The 24,128-nt window shown below is 70.2% G+C and carries 20 protein-coding genes and 1 riboswitch; of the genes, 12 read left to right on the plus strand and 8 right to left on the minus strand.

Annotation, left to right across the window (positions count from 1 at the left end; translation table 11 throughout):
• Window positions 1-40: 40 nt before the first annotated feature.
• Window positions 41-967, minus strand: a complete 927-nt coding sequence (locus BLS95_RS01030; RefSeq protein WP_090928103.1) for a dienelactone hydrolase family protein — start codon at window positions 965-967, stop codon at window positions 41-43.
• Window positions 968-1,085: 118 nt separating this feature from the next.
• Between BLS95_RS01030 and BLS95_RS55325 the strand changes: the two genes are divergently transcribed.
• Genes BLS95_RS55325 through BLS95_RS01060 form a run of 7 tightly spaced genes read left to right on the plus strand, consistent with a single transcriptional unit; the run spans window position 1,086 to window position 6,838 of the window.
• Complete coding sequence (locus tag BLS95_RS55325; RefSeq protein ID WP_176992965.1) at window positions 1,086-1,244, plus strand: hypothetical protein; 159 nt, start codon at window positions 1,086-1,088, stop codon at window positions 1,242-1,244.
• Window positions 1,241-2,218: an AAA family ATPase gene (locus BLS95_RS01035; protein ID WP_090928105.1), complete on the plus strand. Its 978-nt coding sequence runs from the start codon at window positions 1,241-1,243 to the stop codon at window positions 2,216-2,218. Before BLS95_RS55325 ends, BLS95_RS01035 begins: the two co-directional genes overlap by 4 nt.
• Window positions 2,215-3,165 (plus strand): DUF58 domain-containing protein, encoded by a 951-nt coding sequence (locus tag BLS95_RS01040; RefSeq protein ID WP_090928107.1) that lies wholly within the window; start codon window positions 2,215-2,217, stop codon window positions 3,163-3,165. The genes BLS95_RS01035 and BLS95_RS01040 overlap by 4 nt, the downstream gene beginning before the upstream one ends.
• On the plus strand, window positions 3,162-4,103 hold the full coding sequence (locus BLS95_RS01045; RefSeq protein WP_090928109.1) for a VWA domain-containing protein: 942 nt from the start codon (window positions 3,162-3,164) through the stop codon (window positions 4,101-4,103). Before BLS95_RS01040 ends, BLS95_RS01045 begins: the two co-directional genes overlap by 4 nt.
• Window positions 4,082-4,996 (plus strand): S1C family serine protease, encoded by a 915-nt coding sequence (locus tag BLS95_RS01050; RefSeq protein ID WP_218135528.1) that lies wholly within the window; start codon window positions 4,082-4,084, stop codon window positions 4,994-4,996. The genes BLS95_RS01045 and BLS95_RS01050 overlap by 22 nt, the downstream gene beginning before the upstream one ends.
• 10 nt (window positions 4,997-5,006) lie before the next feature.
• Window positions 5,007-5,672, plus strand: coding sequence for a response regulator transcription factor (locus BLS95_RS01055; RefSeq protein ID WP_090928113.1), 666 nt, complete (start codon window positions 5,007-5,009; stop codon window positions 5,670-5,672).
• Window positions 5,669-6,838 carry a HAMP domain-containing sensor histidine kinase gene (locus tag BLS95_RS01060; protein WP_090928115.1) on the plus strand — a complete coding sequence of 390 codons (1,170 nt, stop codon included), beginning with the start codon at window positions 5,669-5,671 and terminating at the stop codon, window positions 6,836-6,838. The genes BLS95_RS01055 and BLS95_RS01060 overlap by 4 nt, the downstream gene beginning before the upstream one ends.
• 17 nt (window positions 6,839-6,855) lie before the next feature.
• Here BLS95_RS01060 and BLS95_RS01065 read toward each other — a convergent pair whose 3' ends face one another.
• A complete protein-coding gene (locus BLS95_RS01065) occupies window positions 6,856-8,214 on the minus strand; it encodes a cytochrome b (protein WP_090928117.1) in 1,359 nt (452 codons plus the stop codon).
• A gap of 230 nt (window positions 8,215-8,444) precedes the next feature.
• Here BLS95_RS01065 and ppdK point away from each other — a divergent pair, with 230 nt between their 5' ends.
• The gene (gene ppdK, locus BLS95_RS01070) at window positions 8,445-11,078 is read left to right on the plus strand and encodes a pyruvate, phosphate dikinase (RefSeq protein ID WP_090929069.1); all 2,634 of its coding nucleotides are present in this window, start codon (window positions 8,445-8,447) and stop codon (window positions 11,076-11,078) included.
• Between the two features lie 425 nt (window positions 11,079-11,503).
• The gene (locus BLS95_RS01075; protein WP_090928119.1) at window positions 11,504-12,463 is read left to right on the plus strand and encodes a TolB-like translocation protein; all 960 of its coding nucleotides are present in this window, start codon (window positions 11,504-11,506) and stop codon (window positions 12,461-12,463) included.
• Window positions 12,464-12,589: 126 nt separating this feature from the next.
• Here the strand turns inward: BLS95_RS01075 and BLS95_RS01080 are convergent, their stop codons facing one another.
• The gene (locus BLS95_RS01080; RefSeq protein ID WP_090928121.1) at window positions 12,590-13,540 is read right to left on the minus strand and encodes a hypothetical protein; all 951 of its coding nucleotides are present in this window, start codon (window positions 13,538-13,540) and stop codon (window positions 12,590-12,592) included.
• A gap of 676 nt (window positions 13,541-14,216) precedes the next feature.
• Here BLS95_RS01080 and BLS95_RS01085 point away from each other — a divergent pair.
• Window positions 14,217-15,488, plus strand: coding sequence for a helix-turn-helix domain-containing protein (locus tag BLS95_RS01085; RefSeq protein ID WP_090928123.1), 1,272 nt, complete (start codon window positions 14,217-14,219; stop codon window positions 15,486-15,488).
• A 29-nt stretch (window positions 15,489-15,517) separates the two neighbouring features.
• On the opposite strand, the gene BLS95_RS01090 is transcribed toward BLS95_RS01085, so the two are convergent.
• The 4 genes from BLS95_RS01090 to BLS95_RS01105 form a co-directional block, all read right to left on the minus strand.
• On the minus strand, window positions 15,518-16,249 hold the full coding sequence (locus tag BLS95_RS01090) for a TenA family protein (RefSeq protein WP_245764751.1): 732 nt from the start codon (window positions 16,247-16,249) through the stop codon (window positions 15,518-15,520).
• Window positions 16,241-16,336, minus strand: a riboswitch (TPP riboswitch). Its footprint overlaps the gene before it by 9 nt.
• A 113-nt stretch (window positions 16,337-16,449) precedes the next feature.
• Window positions 16,450-16,986, minus strand: a complete 537-nt coding sequence (locus tag BLS95_RS01095; protein ID WP_090928127.1) for a GNAT family N-acetyltransferase — start codon at window positions 16,984-16,986, stop codon at window positions 16,450-16,452.
• Between the two features lie 59 nt (window positions 16,987-17,045).
• On the minus strand, window positions 17,046-18,410 hold the full coding sequence (locus tag BLS95_RS01100; protein ID WP_218135529.1) for a DUF4832 domain-containing protein: 1,365 nt from the start codon (window positions 18,408-18,410) through the stop codon (window positions 17,046-17,048).
• 464 nt (window positions 18,411-18,874) lie between these two features.
• The gene (locus BLS95_RS01105; protein ID WP_090928131.1) at window positions 18,875-20,698 is read right to left on the minus strand and encodes a M48 family metallopeptidase; all 1,824 of its coding nucleotides are present in this window, start codon (window positions 20,696-20,698) and stop codon (window positions 18,875-18,877) included.
• Between the two features lie 82 nt (window positions 20,699-20,780).
• Here BLS95_RS01105 and BLS95_RS01110 point away from each other — a divergent pair, with 82 nt between their 5' ends.
• The gene (locus tag BLS95_RS01110; protein ID WP_090928133.1) at window positions 20,781-22,001 is read left to right on the plus strand and encodes a deoxyguanosinetriphosphate triphosphohydrolase; all 1,221 of its coding nucleotides are present in this window, start codon (window positions 20,781-20,783) and stop codon (window positions 21,999-22,001) included.
• A gap of 77 nt (window positions 22,002-22,078) precedes the next feature.
• Entirely contained in the window at window positions 22,079-23,239 is a 1,161-nt protein-coding gene (locus BLS95_RS01115; RefSeq protein WP_176992966.1) for an NAD(P)/FAD-dependent oxidoreductase, read from the plus strand.
• Here BLS95_RS01115 and BLS95_RS01120 read toward each other — a convergent pair.
• Window positions 23,205-24,119, minus strand: a complete 915-nt coding sequence (locus tag BLS95_RS01120) for a M23 family metallopeptidase (protein WP_176992967.1) — start codon at window positions 24,117-24,119, stop codon at window positions 23,205-23,207. The genes BLS95_RS01115 and BLS95_RS01120 overlap by 35 nt on opposite strands.
• Window positions 24,120-24,128: the final 9 nt, after the last annotated feature.

The raw sequence follows: 24,128 nt of genomic DNA on the forward strand, positions 1-24,128 counted from the left end.
GCCGTCCTGCCGTTGCACACCGTCCCCGGCACCGTGCGGGTCAGGCCAGGTGGCGGCCGAACCAGTCCAGGACCCGCTGGTACGCCTGCGCCGCCGCCTCCGCGTCGTACCGCTGGCCGGTGTCGTTGAAGAACGCGTGCCCCACCCCCGGGAACGTCACCACCTCGTGCGTCAGCCCGGCCCGCCGCAGGGCGGCCTCCGCGGCGTCCCTGGTGGCGTTCACCCGATCGTCCTGCTCCGCGTAGACCCCCAGCACGGCGGCCTTGGTGCCGGTCATGTCGGCGTCGTCCGGCAGCGGCCCGTAGAAGGGCACGGCGGCGGCCAGCCGGGGCTCGGACGACGACAGCAGCAGCCACGTCATGCCGCCGCCGAAGCAGAAGCCCATCGCGCCGAGCTTCGCCCCTTCTGCGCGGCCGGCCAACTCGCCCAGCGCCGCCTTCATGTCGGCCACGAACCGCTCGGGCGCGATCTCCCCGAGCCTGGCGGTGGCCTGGGCGGTGTCGGTGAACGAGGCGGTCCCGCCCTCCCGGGACAGCAGGTCGATCGCCAGGGCCGAGTACCCACTGGCGGCCAGCCGGCCGGCGACCGAGCGGATGTGGTCGGTGAGGCCGCGGTTCTCGTGGATCACCAGGACCGCGCCCTTGGGGTCGGTGGCGGCGGCCCAGGCGGCCTGCAGCGTGGAGCCCTCGGGGCCGGGGAAGGTGATCGCCTCGGTCGGCAGCGGCGCCGGCCCGGCCGGGCTCGCCGTCGTGGCCGGGGGAGTGGTGGCAGGGGGAGGGGTGGCGGAGGAGGGGGTCGCCGGGGCGGCCGGCTCCGGGGGCGCGCCGCAGGCGGCGAGGAGCGCGGTGGCCGCGGGCAGGCCCAGGCCCAGCAGGGCGAGCCGGCGCAGCGCCTCGCGACGCGGGATCAGGCCGTCGACGTGGTCGAGGGCCACCTCTTCTGCGAGATAGCGCTGGATAGGCGTCATGCCGGAGATGTAACTCCGAAAACCGAAAAATCGTGTAAAGGGCGGGGTTACGCGGCTTTTCGCGGTGGCTTGATGACATACCCCCAAGCCGATACGAGGCTCTTACGAGGGGAATCCCATGCGCACACCACGTTTGGCGCTGGTCCTGCTGGCCGCCGGCGCCGCGCTCATGACCGGTAGCGCCGCGTTCGCCGATCCCGGGCCGGCCACCGAGCCGACCGCGCTGGAGCTGCGAGTGGTCGTGGACGACTGCCCGTACAAGGCCGCGCAGCCATGACCGACCCGGATCTGCTCGAACGGGCGCTGTTCGAGGTCAAACGGGTGATCGTGGGCCAGGACCACATGGTCGAGCGGCTGCTCGTCGCGGTCCTGGCCAAGGGTCACTGCCTGCTCGAAGGCGTGCCGGGCATCGCCAAGACGCTGGCCGCCGAGACCATGGCCAAGGTCGTGGGCGGCACGTTCGCGCGCATCCAGTTCACGCCGGACCTGGTGCCGTCCGACATCGTCGGCACCCGGATCTACCGGCCGTCGACGGAGACGTTCGACATCGAGCTCGGCCCGGTCATGGCCAACCTGCTGCTCGCCGACGAGATCAACCGGGCGCCCGCCAAGGTGCAGTCCGCCCTGCTGGAGATCATGGCCGAGCGGCAGGTCAGCATCGGCGGCGTCACCCACGACGTGCCCTCGCCGTTCCTGGTGCTGGCCACGCAGAACCCGATCGAGTCCGAGGGCGTCTACCACCTGCCCGAGGCGCAGCGCGACCGCTTCCTGATGAAGATCGACGTGGACTATCCCAGCGAGTCGGAGGAGCTGGCGATCGTCTACCGGATGAGCGTGGACCCGCCGGTGGCGCAGCCCGTCCTCGACCCCGCCCGGATCGTCGCGCTGCAGCGGCGGGCCGAGCGGGTGTTCGTGCACCACGCCGTCGCCGAGTACGCCGTCCGCCTCGTCTACGCCACCCGAGACCCCGACCGCTACGGGGTGGCGGACCTGCGGCGCTGGCTGGCCTTCGGCGCCAGTCCCAGGGCCACACTCGGCCTGCTGGCCGCCGGCCGGGCGCTGGCGCTCATGCGGGGGCGCGACTATGTGCTGCCCGAGGACGTACGGGACCTGGCCCACGACGTGATGGCGCACCGGCTGGTGCTCTCGTTCGACGCGCTGGCCGACGGGGTGCAGCCCAGGCAGTTCGTGGACCGGGTGCTGGCAGCCGTGCCGCTGCCGGTCATCGCTCCTCAGCAGGACGTGGCATGAAGCCGTACCTGATGGCCGAGCCGGCGCTGCGCAGGCTGGAGCTGACGATCACCAGGAGGCTGGATGGACTGCTCCAGGGCGAACACCTCGGCCTGGTTCCAGGTCCCGGCAGCGAACCGGCGGAGTCCCGGCCGTACCAGCCGGGGGACGACGTGCGGCGGATGGACTGGAACGTCACCGCCCGTACCAACGAGCCCCATGTGCGCGACCTGGTCGCCGACCGGGAACTGGAGATCTGGGCCCTGCTCGACGCGACCGCCAGCATGGACTTCGGCACCGTGGCGATGGAGAAGCGGGAGCTGGCCCTGGCCGCGCTGGCGGCGGTCGGCTTCCTCACCCAGCGCACTGGTAACCGGGTCGGCACCCACCTGCTGCACGGCGGCGGCGTCAGGACGCTGCCCGCCAGGACGGGCCGGCCGCATCTGATGGCGCTGCTGCAGGCGGCGTTCGCGCTGCCCAGGACCCCGCCGGGGGTTCCCGAGCCGCTGCTCGGGACGGCCGCCGAGCAGCTGGGCCGGGTCGTCCGGCGCCGCGGCCTGGTCGTCGTGCTCTCGGACTTCCTCGACGAGCCGGAGACCTGGGAGCAACCGCTGCGGCGGCTGACCGCCAGGCACCAGGTGCTGGCCGTGGAGGTGCTCGACCCGCGCGAGCTGACCCTGCCCGACGTGGGGCTCCTCACGCTGGTCGACCCCGAGACGGGCCGGCGGCGCGAGGTCGCCACGGGCAGCGCGCGGCTGCGCCGCAGGTACGCGGAGGCGGCGGCCGGCCAGCGCGCGGCCATCGAGCGGAGCCTGCGCCGGGCCGGGGCGGCCCACCTGCGGCTGCGTACGGACCGGGACTGGGTGCGCGACCTGGTCCGGTACGTCATGCGGCAGCGCCGCCTGGCCCGGCTGGCCACGAGCCCCGCCTACGACCGGCCGACCGGGGGAGGAGGTGACGTGGCGTGAGCCTGATCTCGCCAGGCTGGCTGCTGCTGCTCGTCCCCGTGGCGCTGCTGGCCGTCGCGTACGTGCTCATGGGGCGGCGCCGCAGCTCGTACGCCGTCAGGTTCACCAACCTCGACCTGCTCGACAAGGTCGCCCCGCGGCGGCCCGGGTGGCGCAGGCACGTGCCCGCGGCGGCGTTGCTGTTCATGTTCGCCCTGCTCGTCGTGGGGTTCGCCAGGCCCACGGCCGAGATGCGGGTGCCCAGGGAACGGGCGACGATCATGGTGGCGTTCGACGTGTCCGCGTCCATGGGGGCCACCGACGTCTCGCCCAACCGGTTCGCGGCGGCCCAGGAGGCGGCCAGGCAGTTCGTCCAGGGGTTGCCGGAGAGGTTCAATCTGGGCCTGGTGTCGTTCTCCTCGGCGGCCTCGCTCGCCGTGCCGCCCACCACGGACCGGCAGGCGGTGCTGGGCGCGCTCGACCGGCTCAGCACGGCCTCCGGCACCGCCATCGGCGAGGCGGTCTACTCCTCGCTGGAGGCCATCGCCTCACTGGACTCGGCGGAGGAGGCGCCGCCCGCGCACATCGTGCTGCTGTCCGACGGCTCGAACACCACCGGCCGCACGGTGAGCGAGGCCGCCGCCGAGGCCGCCGGCCGGGGCGTCCCGGTCACCACGATCGCGTACGGCACGGCGGACGGCACCATCGTCCTGTCCGGCCGCGAGGTGCCGGTGCCGGTGGACGGCCCGGCGCTGCGCGAACTGGCGGAGCGGGCCGGAGGCGGCTTCTACGAGGCGGCCACCGGCGACGAGCTGCAGGCGGTCTACGACGACATCGGCACCTCGGTCGGCTACCGGACCGAGGTCCAGGAGGTATGGCAGTGGTTCGTGGCGGCGGGGCTGATCTTCGCGCTGATCGCGGCGGTGACGTCGATGCTGTGGTTCTCGAGGCTGCCGTGAGGGGCCTCGGCAGTCCGCGCGGGCCGGAGTTCCTGACGCTGCCGCTGGGGGCCCGTCAGGAGCCGGCCGAGGCACGCCGAGCCGTCCTTCAAGTTCCGCTCTTCCAAGGCACGCCTCCCCAGGCCCCGCCCGCCCCCGCGCCGAAGACCCCCGCGGCGCCGCCCAGGGGCCGTCTGCTGCTGATCGCCGCGCTCGTCGCGGCGGTCACCGGCGCGGGGGCGGGCGTGGCGGGGGCCCGGCTCATCGAAGGGGCCGGCCCGGCCCCCTTCGTCGCCCTGCCCAGGGTGCCCCCCGCGCCGTCCGCCTCCCTCACCGGCATGAGCGCCACGGCGGCCCGGGTGCTGCCCAGCGTGGTCTCCATCCAGGCCGGCCGGGCGGGCGGGTCGGGGTTCGCGCTGGACGGTCAGGGCCACATCCTGACCAACGCGCACGTGGTCAGGGGCGAGCAGGAGGTGACCGTGGTGCTGAACGACGGCCGCCGGCTGAACGCCCGGGTGATCGGCGAGGACGACGGCGAGGACCTGGCCGTGCTGGAGGTGGACCACTCCGGGGACCTGACGCCCGCCACGCTGGGCCGGTCCTCGGAGCTGTCCGTGGGGGACCAGGTGCTCGCGATCGGCTCGCCGCTCGGCCTGACGGGCACGGTCACCGCCGGCATCGTCAGCGCCACCGACCGGGAGGTACGGCTGGGCGGCTACTGGCGGACCGCCGTGCAGACGGACGCGTCCATCAACCCCGGCAACTCGGGCGGCCCGCTGGTCAACGCCCGGGGCGAGGTCGTCGGGGTGAACACCGCCATCGCGGCCGGCCGGGGCGGCGGCAACATCGGCATCGGCTTCGCCATCCCGATCGACCGCGCCGCGCCCATCGCGGAACGCATCATCCGAAACTAGGGTCCTGAGCATGCGACTGCTGGTAGTGGAGGATGAGGAGGACCTGGTCGACGCGTTACGGGTCGGCCTGGTCCGGGCGGGATACGCGGTCGACGTCGCGTACGACGCGCCCACCGCGCACGAGAAGTTACAGGTCAACACGTACGACCTGGTGCTGCTCGACCTGAACCTGCCGGGCGGCGACGGCTTCCAGCTCTGCCGGGCCGTACGCGCGGCGGGTCAGGGGGTGCGGATCATCATGGTGACCGCCCGCGACCGGCTGGACGACCGCGTACGCGGGCTCGACGAGGGGGCCGACGACTACCTCGTCAAGCCGTTCGCGTTCCCCGAGCTGCTGGCCAGGGTGCGGGCACTGCTGCGCAGGGAGGCCGGCGGGGGCACCTCCGTGCTGGAGGTGGGCGGGCTGCGGATCGACACGGCCCGGCTGGAGGTGTCGCTGGACGGCAGGGCGCTGGCGCTGACCCCGAAGGAGTACGGGGTGCTGCACTACCTCATGACCAGGCCGGGCCACGTCGTCTCCACCGAGGAACTGCTGGAGCACGTCTGGGACGAGCACGCCGACCCGTTCACCAACACCGTGCGCGTCACGGTCGGCAACCTGCGCCGCAAGCTCCAGGAGGACGGCCTGATCGAGACCGTGATCAGCCGCGGCTACCGGCTGAGGGAGCCGGCATGATCCACACCATCCGCTTCCGGCTCACCGTCCTCTACTCGGGCCTGCTGTTCGTGCTGGCCGCGCTGGTGCTCGGGGGCATCTATTTCGCCGTCTCCAAGACCACCGACCAGCGCCCGTACACCACCGAGTACGCCAAGACCTACCGCGGTGACCAGTACCTGGGCAAGCAGGAGGTGGTCTTCGTCGAGGAGGTCGAGAACGCCATCAACGTCAGGACGATGGCCACGCTGCGCGACTATTCACTGGTCACCCTGGCCGGCCTCTACGTCGCCAGCCTGGGCATCGGCTGGGTGCTGGCGGGCCGGGTGCTGCGGCCGGTCCGGTCGATCACCCGTACGACGGAGGAGATCCAGGCCACCGACCTCACCCGGCGCATCAGGCTGGGCGGCTCGCGCGACGAGCTGAAGGACCTGGCCGACACCATCGACACCATGCTGGACCGGCTGGAGCAGGCCTTCAGCGCGCAGCGCCAGCTCATCGACGACGCCTCGCACGAGCTGCGCAGCCCGCTGACGATCATCCGGGCGAACGTGGACGCCGTGCTCGCCTCGCCCGACGCCAGCGAGGCCGAACGGATCAGGGCCGTGGCCGTCGTGGACCGCGCCACCACCCGCATGACCAGGCTCGTCGAGGACCTGCTGGCCAGCGCCAGGCGCCAGGGCACCGCGTTCGCCGACGCCGACCTGGACCTGGCCCGGGTGGCGGGGGAGGCGTGCGAGGAGTACGCCGCCCCGGCCGCCGCCCGCCATGTCACGATCGTCCGCGACCTGCGGCCCGGCCTGGAGATGACCGGCGACGCCGACGCCGTTCGCCGCGCCGTGGCCAACCTGCTCTCCAACGCCGTACGCCTGTCACCGCCCGGCCGCACCGTCCGGGTCGTGGCCGGCCGGTCGGCGGGCTGGCTGTGGGTGGCGGTCCGCGACGACGGGCCGGGGCTGGAGGAGGGTGACCAGGATCGGGTGTTCGACCGGTTCTGGCGCGGCGAGGCCAGCCGCCGCGACCGCCACACGGGCCTGGGCCTGGCCATCGTGCGCCAGATCGTGGAGTCGCACGGGGGCCGGGTGGCGGTGTTCTCCAGGCTCGGGGAGGGGGCGACGTTCGTGCTCTGGCTGCCGCCGCGCGACGGCGTGCCGGGCACGCCACCCGAGGGCAACCCGCTCGCCTGAGCCGGGACGGGCCTGCGTCAGGAAGTCACCCCTCGCCGCCGGCAGATCGCCCGGGTGACGAGGAAGGCCACCACCGGCAGCACGAACACGGCCACCCGCAACCCCAGCACCACCCCTTCGTACGTGCCGGGCGGAACCGTCAGCAGCGCCGCCGGAGCGGCCCCCGGCACCGGGAACCCGCCGGCCGAGTGCATCGCGGGCGGGCTCTGCGAGACCCACGTGCCCGCCCACAACACCGTGAAGAACGTGATGACCGCCACGCCCAGCGCCGTGCGCACCGGAGCCTGCGAGGGCCGGTCCAGCAGCTCGTGATGGTCGCCGTCCCCGGTGAAGCGCCGCTCCAGGAACGGATAGAGGAGCAGGACGCCGAAGAACACCAGCAGGATCAGCGGCGGTATCCACAACCCGGGCTGCAGCACGTAGCCGCCGACCGGGATCTCCCACGCCGGGACCAGCCGCTGCGCGCCGTCCAGCACCCCGTAGTACCAGAAGGGCTGCGCAGAAGGCGGACCGCCGCCCTGTGCGTAGGCCCCGTGCTCCCATACCGGGTTGACCCGTACGAACGTGGCCAGCGCGGCGATTGCCCCGATCGTGAAGAGCGCCGTGGCACCGTTCTTGACCGCGAAATAGGGAAAGAACGGCCCGCCGGTGACCTGCCGCTCGCCGACGGCGGTGGCACGGCGCTCGGTGTGCTTCTGCCGCCAGGTGAGGATCAGCGCGTGCAGCGGCACCACCGCCAGCAGGATGCCCGGCACCAGCAGCACGTGCAGGACGAAGAGGCGCGGGATCACCTGCCCGGGGAACCCCCCGTCGAACACGAACGCCGACAGGTACGTCCCGACCAGCGGAACCGACAGCAGCACCCCCTGCGCCTGCCGCAACCCGGTCATGGCGAGCTGGTCGGCGGGCAGCGACACCCCGAGGAACGACTCGAACAGCGCCAGCGCGAACAGCACCACGCCGAGCATCCACGTCAGCTCCCGCGGCCTCCTGAAGGCGCCGGTGAAGAACACCCGGCACATGTGGGCCACTATCGCCAGCACGAACACCGTCGCCGACCAGTGGTGCACCTGCCGCATCAGCAGCCCCCCGCGCACCTCCAGGCTGATCTCCGTCACGGAGGAGAAGGCCACGTCCGGGTTGGGCTTGTAGAACAGCGTCAGGAACGTCCCCGTGAGCACCAGCAGCACGAACGCGTAAAGCGCCAGCTCGCCCAGCAGGAACGACCAATGACTGGGGAACAGCTTGCGCAGCTGCGGCCGGAACCACCGGGCGAACGGCAGGCGGTCGTCGAGATAGAGCGCCGAGCCGGCGGCCGCCTTCGCGGATCCGGCGACGGCCCTGGCACGCCGTCCGGGCTTGGCAGGAGTGGCCATGGGCGCCTCCCGGTGGGGGTGTGATCCGATTCTGCACCCGCCTGCCGCGTTTCTCAAGAATTGGTGTAAACCAATTGGTCTAATCCAATTTTGCGCTTCCCAGGTCTATAATTGGATTAGACCTGTTGCAGGCCGTTTACCAGCACAAATGGACAATTACGCAAGGAGTGCAGTTTCATCATCAATTTCGCCGGTAGAGTCCGGGCAGAGGCGTTGGATAGGAGCGTGTGGTGGCCAAGTACGTTTACGACTTCACCGAGGGCAACAGGCATCTGAAAGATCTTCTCGGCGGTAAGGGCGCGAACCTCGCCGAAATGACCAACCTCGGGCTCCCCGTTCCCCCCGGTTTCACGATCACCACCGAGGCGTGCCGCCATTACCTGACGGAAGGCAGCGAGCCGGACGGCCTGGAGCAGGAGGTCGCCGAGCACCTGGAGGCCCTGGAGGCCCGGATGGGCCGCAGCCTCGGTCAGGCCGACGACCCGCTGCTGGTGAGCGTGCGCTCGGGGGCCAAGTTCTCCATGCCGGGCATGATGGAGACGGTGCTCAACATCGGGCTCAACGACGAGTCGGTGCACGGCCTGGCCAAGCAGGCGGGCGGCAACGAGCGCTTCGCCTGGGACTCCTACCGCAGGCTCATCCAGATGTTCGGCAAGACCGTGCTCGGCATCGACGGCGACCGGTTCGAACACGCGCTGGACGCGGTGAAGGGCGGGCGCCAGGACACCGACCTCGACGCGGGCGAGTTGCAGCGCCTGGTGGACACGTTCAAGGGCATCGTGTGCGAGGAGACCGGCAAGGACTTCCCCACCGACCCGCGCGAGCAGATGCGGCTGGCCGTCATGGCCGTCTTCGACTCCTGGAACGCCCCGCGCGCCATCCTCTACCGGCGCCAGGAGCGCATCCCCGCCGACCTCGGCACCGCCGTGAACATCGTGGCCATGGTCTTCGGCAACGTGGGCAGCGACTCGGGCACCGGCGTCGCCTTCACCCGCGATCCCGGCTCCGGCCAGCAGGGCATCTACGGCGACTACCTGCAGAACGCCCAGGGCGAGGACGTGGTGGCCGGGATCCGCAACACGATCCCGCTGGAGGAGCTCGAACGCATCGACAAACGGTCGTACGACGAGCTGCTCGCGATCATGGAGACCCTGGAGAACCACTACAAGGACCTGTGCGACATCGAGTTCACGATCGAGCGCGGCAAGCTGTGGATGCTGCAGACGCGGGTCGGCAAGCGTACGGCGGCGGCGGCGTTCCGCATCGCCACCCAGCTCGTGGACCAGGGCCTGATCACCCTCGACGAGGCCGTCACCCGGGTCACCGGTGACCAGCTCGCGCAGCTCATGTTCCCCCGCTTCGACGGCGGCGCCGACAAGCACAAGATCGCCAAGGGCATGAACGCCTCTCCCGGCGCGGCGGTCGGCAAGGCCGTCTTCTCCTCGGCCCGCGCGGTGGAGCTGAGCGAGCAGGGCGAGGACGTCATCCTCGTACGCCGCGAGACCAACCCCGACGACCTGGCCGGCATGATCGCCGCCAGGGGCATCCTCACCAGCCGCGGCGGCAAGACCTCGCACGCGGCGGTGGTGGCCCGCGGGATGGGCAAGACGTGCGTGTGCGGGGCGGAGGAGCTGGAGGTGGACACCCGCCAGGGCAGGTTCACCGCGCCCGGCGGGGTGGTCGTCTCGGAGGGCGACGTCATCTCCATCGACGGCACGTCCGGGGAGATCTACCTCGGCGAGGTGCCGGTGGTGGACTCGGCGGTCGTCGAATACTTCGAGGGCGCGCAGCCCGACGACGACCTGGTCAAGGCGGTGGACCGGCTCATGAGCCACGCGGACCAGGCCAGGCGGCTGGGCGTGCGGGCGAACGCCGACACCCCGGAGGACGCGGCCAGGGCCCGCCGCTTCGGCGCGCAGGGCATCGGTCTGTGCCGTACGGAGCACATGTTCCTGGGTGAGCGGCGCCAGCTGGTGGAGGACCTGGTCCTGGCCACGACGGACGAGGAACGTCAGGCCGCCCTGGACGCGCTGGAACCCCTACAGAAGTCCGACTTCATAGGGATTTTTCAGGCTATGGACGGCGATCCCGTGACCATTCGCCTCATCGACCCGCCCCTGCACGAGTTCCTGCCCGACATCGTCGAGCTGTCCGTCAAGGACGCCACGGATGAGGCGACGAAGAAGGACCACAAGCTGCTGGCGGCCGTCAAGCGCCTGCACGAGCAGAACCCGATGCTGGGGCTGCGCGGCGTACGCCTGGGCCTGGTGATCCCGGGCCTGTTCACCATGCAGGTGCGGGCGATCGCCCAGGCGGCCAAGGAGGTCCCGGGCGCCCGCCCGGAGATCATGATCCCCCTGGTGGCCGCCGTACAGGAGCTGGAGTCGGTACGGGAGGAGGCCACCAAGATCCTCGCGGAGGTCGGCGTGGAGGCCCTGATCGGCACCATGATCGAGGTCCCGAGGGCGGCCCTGACGGCGTCCCAGATAGCCGAGGCCGCCGAGTTCTTCTCCTTCGGCACCAACGACCTGACCCAGATGGCCTGGGGCTTCTCCCGGGACGACGTGGAGGCATCCTTCTTCTCCCGCTACCTGGACCTCGGCATCTTCGGCGTCAGCCCGTTCGAGACCCTGGACAGGGAGGGCGTCGGCCGCCTGGTCGAGATAGCCGTACAGGAGGGCCGCTCCGCCCGCCCGGACCTCCACCTGGGCATCTGCGGCGAACACGGCGGCGACCCCGACTCCATCCACTTCTGCCACGACGTGGGCCTGGACTACGTCTCCTGCTCCCCGTTCCGCATCCCCGTAGCCCGCCTCGAAGCCGGCCGAGCCGCCCTGTCCAACACCGACTCCGACACCCGCTAACCCCCACGGCCTGACGGGAGCCCACCCCGAGCGGTCCTCGCTACCGCTCGGGCGTTCCTTCGCCTCCCACCCGTTGCCCGTCTGGGGTGTGGGCTGACGGGAGCCCACCCGGAGCGGTCCTCGCTATCGCTCGGGCTGTGTCCAACGGGGCTCGAGGCTTCGCCCCGAGCCCCGGGCGAGAGGGCTTTCCAGCCCTCTCGCGCTCACCCGGTCATGGGCCGGATTCGGCTCCCGCCGACACCATGGGAGACGCGGACTCGCGCCCGCGACCATGAGCGCAAGAATGGGCCGCCCGCATCGGCCTGGCATTTGTCATGAGCATGTCCCGCCTCGTCCCACTCCGGCCGTCCCCTCGTTCTTCCTCATCCTCAGCACGTGATCTTGTAAGATCCGGTGACCAATCGGGAAATGGGGAGTGAACCAGGATGCTGCACTTAGGAACGGCGCTGGCCCTGACGGCCGTACTCGCCGCGCCGCCCGCGCAACCGCCCGTGGGTAAGCTGCCCGACACGACGGCCAAGATCGTGGCCAAGATGAGCGGCCGCCCCGTCCAGCTCAGCTTCTACTCGTACTTCACGGAAGGTGGGCCCCGCCCGGGTCAGCGGGCCTGGGACCCGGCCAAACGCGCGTTCGTCAAAATCGACGGCCAGGTCACCGTCTCGCCCGACGAGCGCTGGCAAGCCGTTCACCTGCAGGATCGCCGCCAAGGCCAGCCTTCGGTCCGTTTCGTCGACCGCAGGACCGGCAAGGCGACGGAGGTCGAATTGCCAGTCAGGACCGATCCGAAGCAGGCGGGCCAGTACCTGAACACGTTGTGGCCCACCTGGTCGCCGGACGGCCGGACCCTGCTGGTCAACGTCTTCGAGCCAGGGTCCGAACCCCGGTCCGAGGGCATCGTGCTCATCGACGTGCCCTCGCTCAAGCCCCGCTTCATCCGCATCGAAAAGGCCTTGATCACGGTTGGCGGCTTCCAGTGGACCCGCGACAGCAAGGGGGTCGTGGTGCGCTGGGGCAAGAACGGCAAGTCCGTCATCCGCCAGTACGACCTTGAGGGCGCGGTGAAGCGCACCTGGAAGGTACGCGGCCGCCCCGCCAGCCACGGGCTCGGCACGTTCTCCCCGTCGGGCCGCCGCTTCCTCACCGCGTGCCACTCCCTGGAGTCGTCGGCCTGCGTGTGGGACACCGCCACCGGCAAGGCCGTCACCCGGATCAAGGTGGCCCACCGATTCCCCGTGTTCGGCTGGTACGACGAGAAGCACCTGCTCCTGCCTGTCCGCGACGGCTTCGGCGTCGTCAACCTCAAGGGCAAGGTCGTGGAGACCCTGGTCAAGGTCGGGGAGAAGGAGAACTTCTATCCCCGCTTCGACGCCCGCGGCAAGCACTGAACCGGACTGGGCCTCGGCTCTGGTGATAGAGCCGGTCTGGCAAGCCCAGGGCGAGTTGGCCGGCAGTCGCACCCGAAGCGCATCCCGCCCGCTGCCTCCGATCCACCGCCGCGCGCCGGGCTGGAATCAGTCGAATAGCTCCTCGACAGTACTGGCCTTGAGAGAACGGACAAGCCAATCTTCAAGAAGGCCGAAGTTCTCACACATCAGAATCCGCTGCCGGATCACTTCTGTGACGGGCACGCCACGCTCTTCCAGAATCCTCAGCACGGACCTCGCCTCACCACGGGCCTCACCTATGGCCTGGCCGATGACCCTGCCCCGAGCCTCGCCTCTCGCCTCGCCTCGGGCTTCGCCTATAGCCTCGCCTCGGGCCTCACCTTCGGCTCGAAGCATCTGCGCGAACTCGGACTTCCACCGGTAGTTCTGCATGCTCATCAGCCGCCTCCAGATTTGTCGGGCCTTGGTGTCTCCGAGGCCTATTTCGGTTTGCTCGGCAATGTACGCGGCGCTGTCCAGGTCGATCCTGGCCAGCGCGGTGTCCAAGGCCGCCAAAATGGCATCGACCTTAGGTGAGTGGGTGTGCGTGAGGGCTGAGAACATGGCGAGCACCGTGTCCGTTCTCGCTTCGGCCGGATCGGTGATCTCCGGCACGTTGTCTGGGCCGAGCACGATGGGATGTACAACGAGGGACGGATAATCGCCCAGGCCTACCGGCTTGGTTTCACGAGCCCACCTGGCGGTGATGGCGTCCTGGCAGGTCACCAGAAGCGTCACCGGACATCCGTACCTGATGTGCGCGTAGCTGATGTAGTACGTCCAGTGGGAGATCCTTTCGTCGTTTCGCCTTGAAAGCGATTCGATGATGACCGCGTGCTTGGCGCCGAATCGGGACGTGAAGACCATTACCGTGTCGGCGCGTCGCGCGAGCGGCTCGATCTCCGTCATGTCGGTATCGACGACCTCGATCTCGCGGGGCTCCGGGATGTCGATGTCGAGTGTCTTGAAGGCACGCGTATACGCCCCTGGTGTGTCGCAGAAGACGCGATGGAGTGACTCGTGCCGAGAGGAAGGCATGCGCGAGAAGTTACCGTATGCTGACTCTCCGTGTGTGAAACTTTCTCATCCGCTGCTGGGAGTGCTCTCCGTGCCGGACGAAGACCCCGAACCCATCGCGATCCGCGAGGAGAACGGGACAGCGCCGGCCGTTGCACTCCGGCGCCGAGTGGCGGCGGTGCTGGACGCCGATGCCCGGTTGGCGCCAGGCCCCCTTTGGTAGAGGATCGTGCCGGTCACCTCGTCCCGGCGAACTCTGAGCAGCACCGTCCCGTGCCGATAACTGGGCGCCCGCGCGCTCCTGTCGAGCGCCACCCGTACAACGGAACCGTCGGCCCCGGGCGACAGTTGGGTGAGCGCGTTCACGAGTCGGGCTGCGGCCAGATTGCCGGAAAGGGTCACGCCGCCAGCACCCCGATCATCGCTTTCGGCTGCAATCCACCAATAAAGGATTTCCCCGCGAGGCAGGGCGTCGTCCATCCAGCTGGACAGGTCGGGCAATGCGCGTTCGTGCATGGCGGGCGTCTCCGGGGTAGCGGAATATCACGGCGAGGGATGACGGATTATGGTTTTTCGGGCGTGCCTTTGATGTGCCCAGGAGTAGCCTGGCCACCGCAGAACGTCATCTCCAGGGGCGGGCCATCCGCAGACGTCGGCGGACGTTCGCGGCGAACGACGGCAAGGTAGGTGAGCATTCATGGACGGCGGCGGCGAGACTTTCGGCCAGATCCTCTGCCGCCTGCGGGGAAAGCGGTCGCTTAGCGCCGTCGGCCGATTGGCCAACATCAGCAAAGGTCACGTCCATGACTTGGAGAATGGGCGGAGAATGCCGTCTCGGTCCGTGGCGTTGAAGCTGGATGAGGTGCTCTACGCAAACGGCGAACTAATCGCGGCATTTGAGTCCCATGCCACAAATGGTGAGATGGTCGACTTTCGTCAGACTGTTGCTGAGATGGGTTCAGTACGTACTCTGAAGATGACCGCCAACGATGACGGGGAGGACGTCACGAACCGCCGACGGCTGCTGCAGTTGGCCGCCAGCGCCGGGATTTTCGGCTATGGCGAATCGGTCCGGCAGTTGCTCGACCGGATGGCGGATCCACACCGCAGCATTGAGGAATGGCAGATCGTTCGTGAAGACCACCTGCACGCACTCCGGACGCGTCCTCCCGCCGAGGTGGTGGACCACCTCGCCATCGACCTTCATGCGCTGTGGGAGCAGATGGCGGCCATTCCCGCCGATGAAAGGATCGAGCTGCACCGGGTGGCGGCGATACTGGCGAACGTGCAGGCCAACGCCCTGACAAGGCTGGGCGATCATGGGCAGGCGATCCGGTGGTGGGGCACGTCCCGGCGGATGGCGGACGCCTCCAAAGATGTGGACCTGCAACTGCTGGTCCGCGCGGAAGAGGCCGGTCAGGGACTGTACGGGCAGCGCTCCCCGGGAACCGTCCTGCTTCTCATCGCCCAGGCCGAGCGCATCAGTAGACGGCCGTGGCCACGGATGCTGACGGCCGAAGCCGAGGCGCTGGCCATGCTGGGCCGCCACCGAGAGGCCGCGCAGAAGCTGCGAACGCTGGTGGATCTTGTCGAAGGCGGCCTCAAGGGTGATGACTTCGGGTTCTGGAAGGAAGATGCCATCCCGTTCGCCCAGAGCTGGGTTTACAGCAGCGCGGGTGATGAGCGGGCCGCGTCTCGGGCGCGCGAGCGGGTGCTGCGCCTAGCGCCCGAACGGTCGTATCAGGTCCTGACGAATGTGCTGCTCCACCAGAACCAGTGCACGGTCGAACTGGGCGGTGTGGATGAGGGCGTGCGGCACGCGGCGGAGGTGTTCGACGCGCTGCCGACGCCCTATCGCACCAATCACGTCATGGAGACGGCGCGGATGGTGTTGCGTGCGGTGCCGATCGACCAGCAGACCCGTCCGGCAGTGCGCGACCTGCGGGCGATGTTGACGATCGAGGCGTGACCGAGGGGACCCGCCTCGCCATCAAGCCGTCAGCTTCCCGTGAGGAGGCTCGTTGCGGGGTCGGGGGTGGGGGAGAGCCAGCGGTTGGTGGGCCAGGGCTCGCGGTGCCAGGCGCTGTCCCAGAACATCCACTCGTACGCCGCCGCTCGGCAGTACGCCTCCACCATGGCCGCTCGGGTGGGCGGGTCGGCTGCGGCGGCCAGGCGGTTGGTGATGGACTTGGCCTGGTCTACCGAGGCGGCGAAGTCGGGGTCCGCGTAGGTGGAGATCCACTTGTGGTACGGGTGGTCGGGGCCCGATCTGCCCACCAGTGCCGTGCCGACGTCCTGGTAGATCCAGAAGCACGGCAGCACCGCCGCCGCGAGGACCGGGTAGGGGGCGGTGAGCGCCGTGGCCTGGAGGTAGGAGGCGTAGGCCAGGCAGGTCGGCGAGGTGGCGATCCCCGCCAGTTCGTCGGCGGTCAGGCCGAACTCCGAGAGGTATCCGGCGTGCAGCATGCGTTCGGCGGCCAGGGCGGTGTGGGCGCTCTGGGCGTAGAAGGCGGCGTCCGCGGGGTCGGTCGCGCGGGCCGAGGCGGTGGCCAGGGTCTTGGAGAAGGCCTCCAGGTAGCGGCCGTCCTGGACGATGTAGAAGGCGAAACGGTCGCGTTCGAGGGTGCCGTCGCCGAGGGCGGTGTTGAAAGGGTGGTCGTGGATGGCGCGCACCAGATCGGCGGTGCGTTGCCACACGTCGTCGCAGAAGGTCATGGGAACATCGGTCACCGATGACGTCCCTTCGCTAGTCCGAACTAGATCAGGTTCAACGGGTGTGATCTCAGCCCGGATCGCCGGGCACCCCGCGTCGGCGCCTAACATAACAGACTTCCGCCGACATACTGGATGCCGCCTTCAGTGATCGGTGATCGGTGATCTCGGGGGCGGGGTCAGCCTCCTTGTGTGGCATGGGACTGCCGCTTGCCCGTTCAGTGGTGTTCGTCGTCCCAGTCCGGGAGGGTGACCGTGCCGGTGAGCCAGTCGCGGCGGAGGATCGCGTAGCCGACCGAGTCGTGGAGGGTGCCGTCGTGGCCCGGCCACGCCTGGCGGTAGTGCGCCTCCTTGGCGTAGCCGCTCTTGCGGAACACCGCCCGCATCGCCCGGTTGTCCTGGCGGGTCGTCCCCTCGATCCGCAGGACCTGCGGGAACTCGGTGAACAGATAGCGGGTCAGCCAGACGAGCGCGGCAGTGCCGAGGCCGTGGCCCCGCCGGGCGTGCCGGATCCGGAGGTCGAACATGGGCGTGTCGTCCGCGAGGTCCTGCAACCTGATCAGGCCCGCGTGTTCTCCGTCCGCGAGCACCCAGAACGTCCTGTTCTCCGCGTCGTCGAAGAGGCCGTCGGCGGCGCGGCGCCTGATCGCGTCCGCCTGCTGGGTGCCCGCGTGGAAGGGCCAGTCCTCGCCGGTCAGGAAGCCGACGAGCAGGTCGGTGTCGCCCGGGGCGTACCTGGGGAACTCGATGCGCATCCCGCGATCCTGCTCGTCGGCGTAGCAGCCGGCAAACGGTTTTCAGCTCGCCGGGCGGCTCAGCGCACGGTGATGGTGTGGTGGAGGTTGTTCAGGCCGGTGGCGGGCTCCCAGGTGTCCTGGTTGGCGAGGCGGATGGAGTATTCGGGACGGTCGGGGAGCTCGGGATCCGGGAGGTCGAGCAGGAGCGCGTAGTGGCCGGCGCGGACGGACGCGGGCAGCTTGACCTTGCCGGTGACCGTGGTCGTGGTGCCCGGCTGCCACTTGCGCGGGTCGGTGTTCAGCGGGACCCGGTACACGGCCGAGGTGGCGGTGTCGCGCAGGACCAGCTCCGCCTTGCGCGGGTTGACGGGGGAGGCGTACCCGTCGTTCTTGACGGTGATGGTGATCGGCAGTTGGCCGTGGCGCTTGGCCGTGGCCGGGTACGTGCCGGTGCCCAGGGTGAAGCGGTAGCCGAGGCTACGGGTGATCTCCGGCAGGCAGCCGCCGGTGTTCCAGCCGTTCAGCACGCCGGAGTGGTAGTCGGTGTTGAGGTAGGACCAGTGGAAGCGGGACAGCTCGTCCTTGGCGGTGGGGCAGTCGGAGCGGGGCGGGTTGGGGTTGCAGGTCTCCCCGCCCATCACCACGTACTGGGTGTCGGCCCCGAGGTAAGGATATTCGACGGCGGCGTCCACGTACGTGCCGTAGTCGTCCGGGCTGGCCAGGAAGCAGTCGTTGTGGTGCCCCAGCCGCGCCCGGGCCGAGCCCTTGAACGCCTGGCCGGGCGGCACCGGGTCGGTCGAGTACATCGTGCGCTTGAACGCGGGCGTACGGAGCTGCACCATCCGCGTCGAGGGCAGCACCTGGAGGATCTTGTCGACGACGGCCTTGCGGTTGGCCCAGTCGGTCGCGCTGATGACGCCCTCGTTGCCGAAGTGCTGGGAGTAGTACCACTCGCCCCACGCCCCGATGAACCCGGCCTGCATGAGGTAGATGACGTCCTCGTTGGCCCGCAGGTAGGGGGCGAGCTGGTCGAGGTGGGCGAGGACCTGCTCCGGGGCGGCGTCGTCGCCGTCGGTCGAGGTGGTGTACGCGAAGCGCAGGACCGTCTTCAGGCCCGCCGCCCGTACCGTGTCGAACTGCTGCTGCAACTGGTCCAGCGCGGCCTGGCTGATCGGGGCGGTCTTGAAGTCGGAGAGGTAGAAGATGCACATCACGAGGGAGATGTGCTGGTTCGTACGGTAGCTCTGCAGGGTGGCGAGGGAGAAGTCGTTCTTGTCGCAGTCGCCGGTGTGGTGGTAGAAGCCCCGTTCCGGGTTGGCGATGTCGTCGGTGCTGGGGGCGTAGGTCACGGTCGTGTCTCTCGGCACGGCGGCGGCGCTCGCGGAGGGCGCGACCAGGACCGCCGCGCACAGGAAGGCGAGGAGGGCGATGACCCGTTTCACGATGGCTCCTGAGGGGGTGGTGAGTGATCGTGGGGGATGTTCCCACGGCTCCGCGAGGGCTTCGTTGGGATCCCGGGAGTCGCGGGAGTCGCGGGAGGGACGAGATTAATAATGGACTCCATGAAAATTGTGTCAAGCCCTGGGCTGGAAGTTGTCTGATGCGTCCCGTGCGATCTGGGGGGCTAGCTCAGATATCAGGGTTTCCGGTGTAAAGGCTGGAGGGACTCCGCTCCGGCTGCGGGCTCAGATCCGTGGTGTGCAGGGCAGGTCCACGACCTGACGGCGGGGCCGCCGCACGCGGGCGGAGGGGGTGGTGGGGCGGTACGGGCCGCCCGTCGCGAGCATCGCACGACCTGGAAGCGGCGCTGCGCCAGCCAGGCCCCGGAGCAGGTGCCTTGCCTGTACCTCCTCCTTCAGCGCATGCGGGCTCAGCGTGGCGGTGGGGCTCAGCGCGGGGGTGGGGCTCAGCGCGGGGGTGGGGCCCAGGCCGGGTCCGGGACTGGGGCTGGGGCCGGGGCCGGGGCTGGGAGTCCGTGCGCCATCGGGACCCCTTGGGCCATCGGTGCTCCGGGTGCCATCGGGGTCCCAGGTGCCGGCCCGTCGGGCGGCGTCAAAGAACCGGGCGGCGTGAAAGAACCGGGCGGCGTCAAGGGACCGGGCGGCGTGAAAGAACCGGGCGGCGTCAAGGGACCGGGCGGCGTCAAGGGATTCGGCGTCATCAAGGGGCCGGGCGTCGTCGCAGCGCCGGGGGTCGTCGGAGCGCCGGGGGCGGCCCAAGGGGTCGGTGGGGTGCCGGGGGTCGGTGGGGTGGCCAAAGTTGCCGGGACGTAGTCGTGGCGCATGCCGTGGTCGCCCAGCCACTGCCGCAACCCGCCCACCGCCGCCGGATTGGCCGCCACCTGCGCCGCGTACTCCGTCAGCGCCACTTCCTCCCCGTCGTCGTATAGCAACCGCGCAGGCCCCGCCCACGACAGCGTCCACTTCGCCTGGCCGAGCTGGATCAGCACCGCCTCCAGCGCCTGTACGAGCACCCCGGACAGCAGCGTGTCCGACGGCTTCCAGCCGCGCTCAAGCAGCCTGGCCTCCAGCTCCGCCTGCCGGCCCCGCGCGATCGCCTCGAAGGCCGCGTCCAGGTACGGCTGCGCGGCCCCCATCACCTGCTGCCCGGCCAGCGCCAGGTCGTGCAGGGCCTCGGCGTTGCGGCCGGCGTACATGCCCTCGGCCACCAGGTCCTCCCACGACGCCGGACGCAGGGTCGTGAGGGCCTCAGGCGTCCACATCGACTGCTCCACCGCCTGCACCGCCACGTTCGCGTCCTGCAGCAGGGTCAGCGCGGAACGGGGATCGGGAACCTGCTGCGGCTCCGGCAGGTGCTCGATCGCGGCGAGGCGTTCGGCCAGGCTGGGATGGGAGTCGTAGGGTGAGGTCTCCTCCGGGGCCGCTCCGAGCTCGGCGATCTCCGCCTGCCGCTCGGGGTCGCTCATCAGCGCGTGGAACCCGCCGAACACCGCCGCCGGCCTGGCCCCGCCGGCGCCCGTCAGGGACAGGTAGCCGGCGACGTACAGGTCCCAGCCCGTCGCGGTGGAGTGGATCTTGCGCAGGGCGCCCGCCATCGCCTGCCGCCCGCCGATCGCGACGGCGAACCGGTCGGCCTCCAGCTCCTGGTTGCGCGAGACGGCCTGCGAGATCCGGAGGTACAACTTGGCGTACCAGGTGAACAGCCGCTGGATGAACGGGTGGTTCGACAGCCCCCGAACGGTCGCTATCAGGGAGACCCGGCCCCGGTAGACCGGCGCGCCCAGCCGCGTGTGGGCACCGCTGTAGTGGCCCAGCTCGTGCCCGAGCACCGCGCGCAGCTCGTCCACCGTGAGCGTCTGCAGCAGCGGCAACCCGATGAACATCCGCCGCCGCGTCGCCTTCAGCCCCAGCCAGCGGGTGTCCTCGGAGACCGCCGCGTTCACCTCCGCGACCAGGCGGATCTCGTCCGGGGGCGCCGTGCGTACGCGCTGGGCGAGCTCCTCGACCGTCTGCCAGAGCACCGGCTCGTGCTCCCGCCCGACCGGCACGCCGGGCTGCTCGTCGCCACCGCGGCGGCTCACCATGATCAGGGCCCGCAGGAGCGCGGCGGCGGCCAGGGTGAGCACGATCGCGATCTTGATGGTGTTGGCGTGGAAGTCCACGAAGAGCAGGACGTCGAAGAAGACGGCGGCGGCCAGGATGACGCCGACCATCACGTAGAAGCCGGCGAGCAGGGCGAAGGCCAGCACCGCTCGGAACGCTGTCGTCATGGGGGAGGGCTCCCAGGGGAATGGGGTTCTCGCGAGGCTTGACACTAGCGGAGACGGGAAACTGGTTAAAATCACTGCACTGATGCCCTACTACGACGAGCACGACCAGGAGCGCTGGATTCCGGAACTTCCCGGCAATCCAGAACGCGCCGCGTTCGAGCGCGACCGGGCCCGGGTGCTGCACAGCGCGGCACTGCGCAGGCTGGCGGCGAAGACGCAGGTCGTGGGCCCGGCAGAGTCGCTCGGCGGCGGCCAGCACATCCCGCGCACCAGGCTCACGCACTCGCTCGAATGCGCCCAGGTCGGCCGGGAGATGGGCGCCACCCTCGGCGTCGACCCCGACCTGGTGGAGACCGCCTGCCTGGCACACGACCTGGGGCACCCGCCGTTCGGCCACAACGGGGAGCTGGCGCTCAACGCGCTGGCGGCCTCGTGCGGCGGCTTCGAGGGCAACGCCCAGAGCCTGCGCCTGCTCACCAGGCTGGAGGCCAAGGTGCTCACCGAGGACGGCCACAGCGCCGGGCTGAACCTGACGCGGGCGGCCCTGGACGCCTCGATCAAGTACCCGTGGACCCGCGACAAGTCCCCAAAATTCGGCGTTTATGACGATGATCTGCCGGTGTTCCGGTGGATCAGGGACGGCGCCCCGGACGGCCGGGTCAGCTTCGAGGCGCAGATCATGGACTGGGCCGACGACGTCGCCTACTCCGTCCACGACCTGGAGGACGCCCTGCACTCCGGCCACGTCACCCCGGAGGCCCTGCAGTCCTCGGCCGAGCGCCGTGAGGTGTGCGAGACCACCCGCACCTGGTACGCCCCCGGCGCCGACCCGAACGAGCTCGAAGAGGTCTTCGCCAAGCTGATCGCCGACCCGCTCTGGCCGCGCCGCTTCGCCGCCACCCTCGCCGACCTGGCCGGGCTCAAGGCCCTCACGAGCGGCCTCATCGGCCGCTTCTGCCGCTCCGCGCAGACCGCCACCAAGGAGGTGTACGGCTCCCGCCACCGCGCCGACCTCGTCGTGCCGCCCGCGACCCGGCTGGAGTGCGCCCTGCTCAAAGGCGTCACCGCCCACTACGTGATGACCACCAGGGACCACAACGCCAACCAGGCCAGGCAGCGCGACCTCATCACCGAACTGGCCTCCCTCATCACCCTCGGCGCGCCGGGCACGCTGGAGCCCGCGTTCCGGCCCGCGTACCTGGAGGCGCCGGACGACCCGGCCCGCGTGCGCGTGGTCATCGACCAGATCGCCTCCCTCACCGACACCTCCGCCGTCGCCTGGCAGCGCAGGCTTTCGCGATGACCAAGCTTCCGCCAACGAGCCAGGTCACCTGACTCAAGCGGCTTTCGCCCCGGCCCCGGGGGGCGGATACTGCGCCCATGGCCACATATGTGATCGTCGGCGCCGGGCTCGCCGGAGCCAAGGCGGCGCAGACCTTGCGCGAAGAGGGCTTCGACGGCGAGGTCGTGCTGATCGGCGCGGAGGACGAACGGCCCTACGAGCGACCACCCCTGTCCAAGGAATACCTGCAGGGCAGGAGCGAACGAGACAAGATCTTCGTCCACGACGCCGACTGGTACCCGGACAACGGCGTGGATTTGCGGCTCGGCATGCGCGTCACCCGGATCGAGCTCGGCAACCACCTGGTCAGGCTCGGCGACGGGTCGCGCCAGCCCTACGACAAACTGCTGGTGGCGACCGGCGCCACACCCCGGCGCCTGCCCGGCCCGGCCTACTACCTGCGCACCGTCCAGGACAGCGAGGCTCTCAAGGAACGCCTCGCCTCGGCGGGCAGCGTGATCGTCGTCGGCGCGTCCTGGATCGGGCTGGAGACCGCCGCGGCGGCCCGGGCGGCGGGATGCGCCGTCACCGTCGTCGAGCCCGAGCCCACCGCCCTGAACCGGGCGCTCGGCCCCGAACTCGGCGCCCTGTTCGCCCAGCTGCACGCGCGCCACGGCGTCGACCTGCGCTTCGGCACCGCCGCCGCGGAGATCACCGAGACCGGCGTGCGACTCAGCTCCGGCGAACGCCTGACGGCCGACTTCGTCGTGGCCGGCATCGGCGCCGTCCCCGAGATCGGCCTCGCCCGCGACGCCGGGCTGGAGGTCGGCCAGGGCATCCTCACCGACGCCGCCCTGCGCACCTCGCACCCCGACGTGTTCGCGGCGGGCGACGTGGCCGAGCCCTTCCACCCCCTGTACGGGCGGCGCCTGCGCGTCGAGCACTGGGCCAACGCCCTCAACGGCGGCCCCGCCGCGGCCAGGTCCATGCTCGGCCAGGACGTCGTTCACGACGCGATCCCGTACTTCTACACCGACCAGTACGAGCTCGGCATGGAGTTCTCCGGCGACATCGAGGGCCACGACGAGATCGTCTACCGCGGCGACCCGGAGAGCCTGGAGTTCATCGTCTACTGGCTGCGCGGCGGCCGGGTGATCGCCGGCATGAACGTCAACACCTGGGACGTCGTGGACGACATCCAGGCGCTCATCCGATCGGGCGTCGTCATTGACCGGAAGGAGCTATCGGGGACAGGGTGAACCCGCTGTCGCTCCCGCCCCTCTCACGCTCACGCTCGCGCCGGGGCCGCGGTGTCTGGCTCCGGCTCGGCGTGGGCTGCGCCTGGAAGACCTGCCTGCCCCCGCACAGAGTGGAGCAGGCCGGGGTCTCACCCAGTTTGGTGCGCAGCTTCAGCGTCTCCTCCCGGGGCGAGAGCGTACGGTTGCCCGTCCGCCACGCGTCCAGATAGTCCCACGGCTTGACCATGCCCCTGCGTACCCACCAGTAGGCCGGGCCGGTCTTCCACGAGATCGCGAAATACAGGTTGGGGGCGGTGTCGCGGGCGTTGCCCGAGTTGCCGACCTTGCCGAGCACCTGCCCGGCCTTGACCCGCTCGCCCGGCTTGATGCCCTCGGCGACGGAGTCGAGGTGGCCGCCGAGGTAACGTACGCCGTCCTCGCCGATGATCGTGACGAACCTGCCCTCGCGTTGCGCGCCGTTGTCGGTGGCCGGGTTCCACAGGTTCTGCACGCTCACCTCGTGCACGACCCCGTCGATGGGCGCCACGAACGCGCACCCCCGCGCCGCCCAGATCGTCGTCTTGGGCAGCACCAGTAACTTGCGCTGGTAGGTGGTCTTACAGCCCTTGACCGGGAACGCGTAGGTGTACTCCGACAGCTTCGGCGGCGGAACCATGATCGGGTCGTCGCCCTTGGGCTGCTGCTCGCCCGCCGCCGCCTGCGGCTCCGCCGACGGGACGGGCTGCGCGGTCGTGGTGGCGGCCGGCGGCGTGGCCCCGGCCGGAATGCTGGCGGGGGACGTGGCCCCGACGCCCGCCAGGCCGGACACCTGGCTGCAGGCGCCGGTCACCAGCACGGCGCCAGTGACGGCCGCCCATCGCCCGATAAGCCCCGTTCGCATGTTCTCCAC

The organism is Nonomuraea jiangxiensis, assembly GCF_900099965.1.
GTDB lineage: Bacteria > Actinomycetota > Actinomycetes > Streptosporangiales > Streptosporangiaceae > Nonomuraea > Nonomuraea jiangxiensis.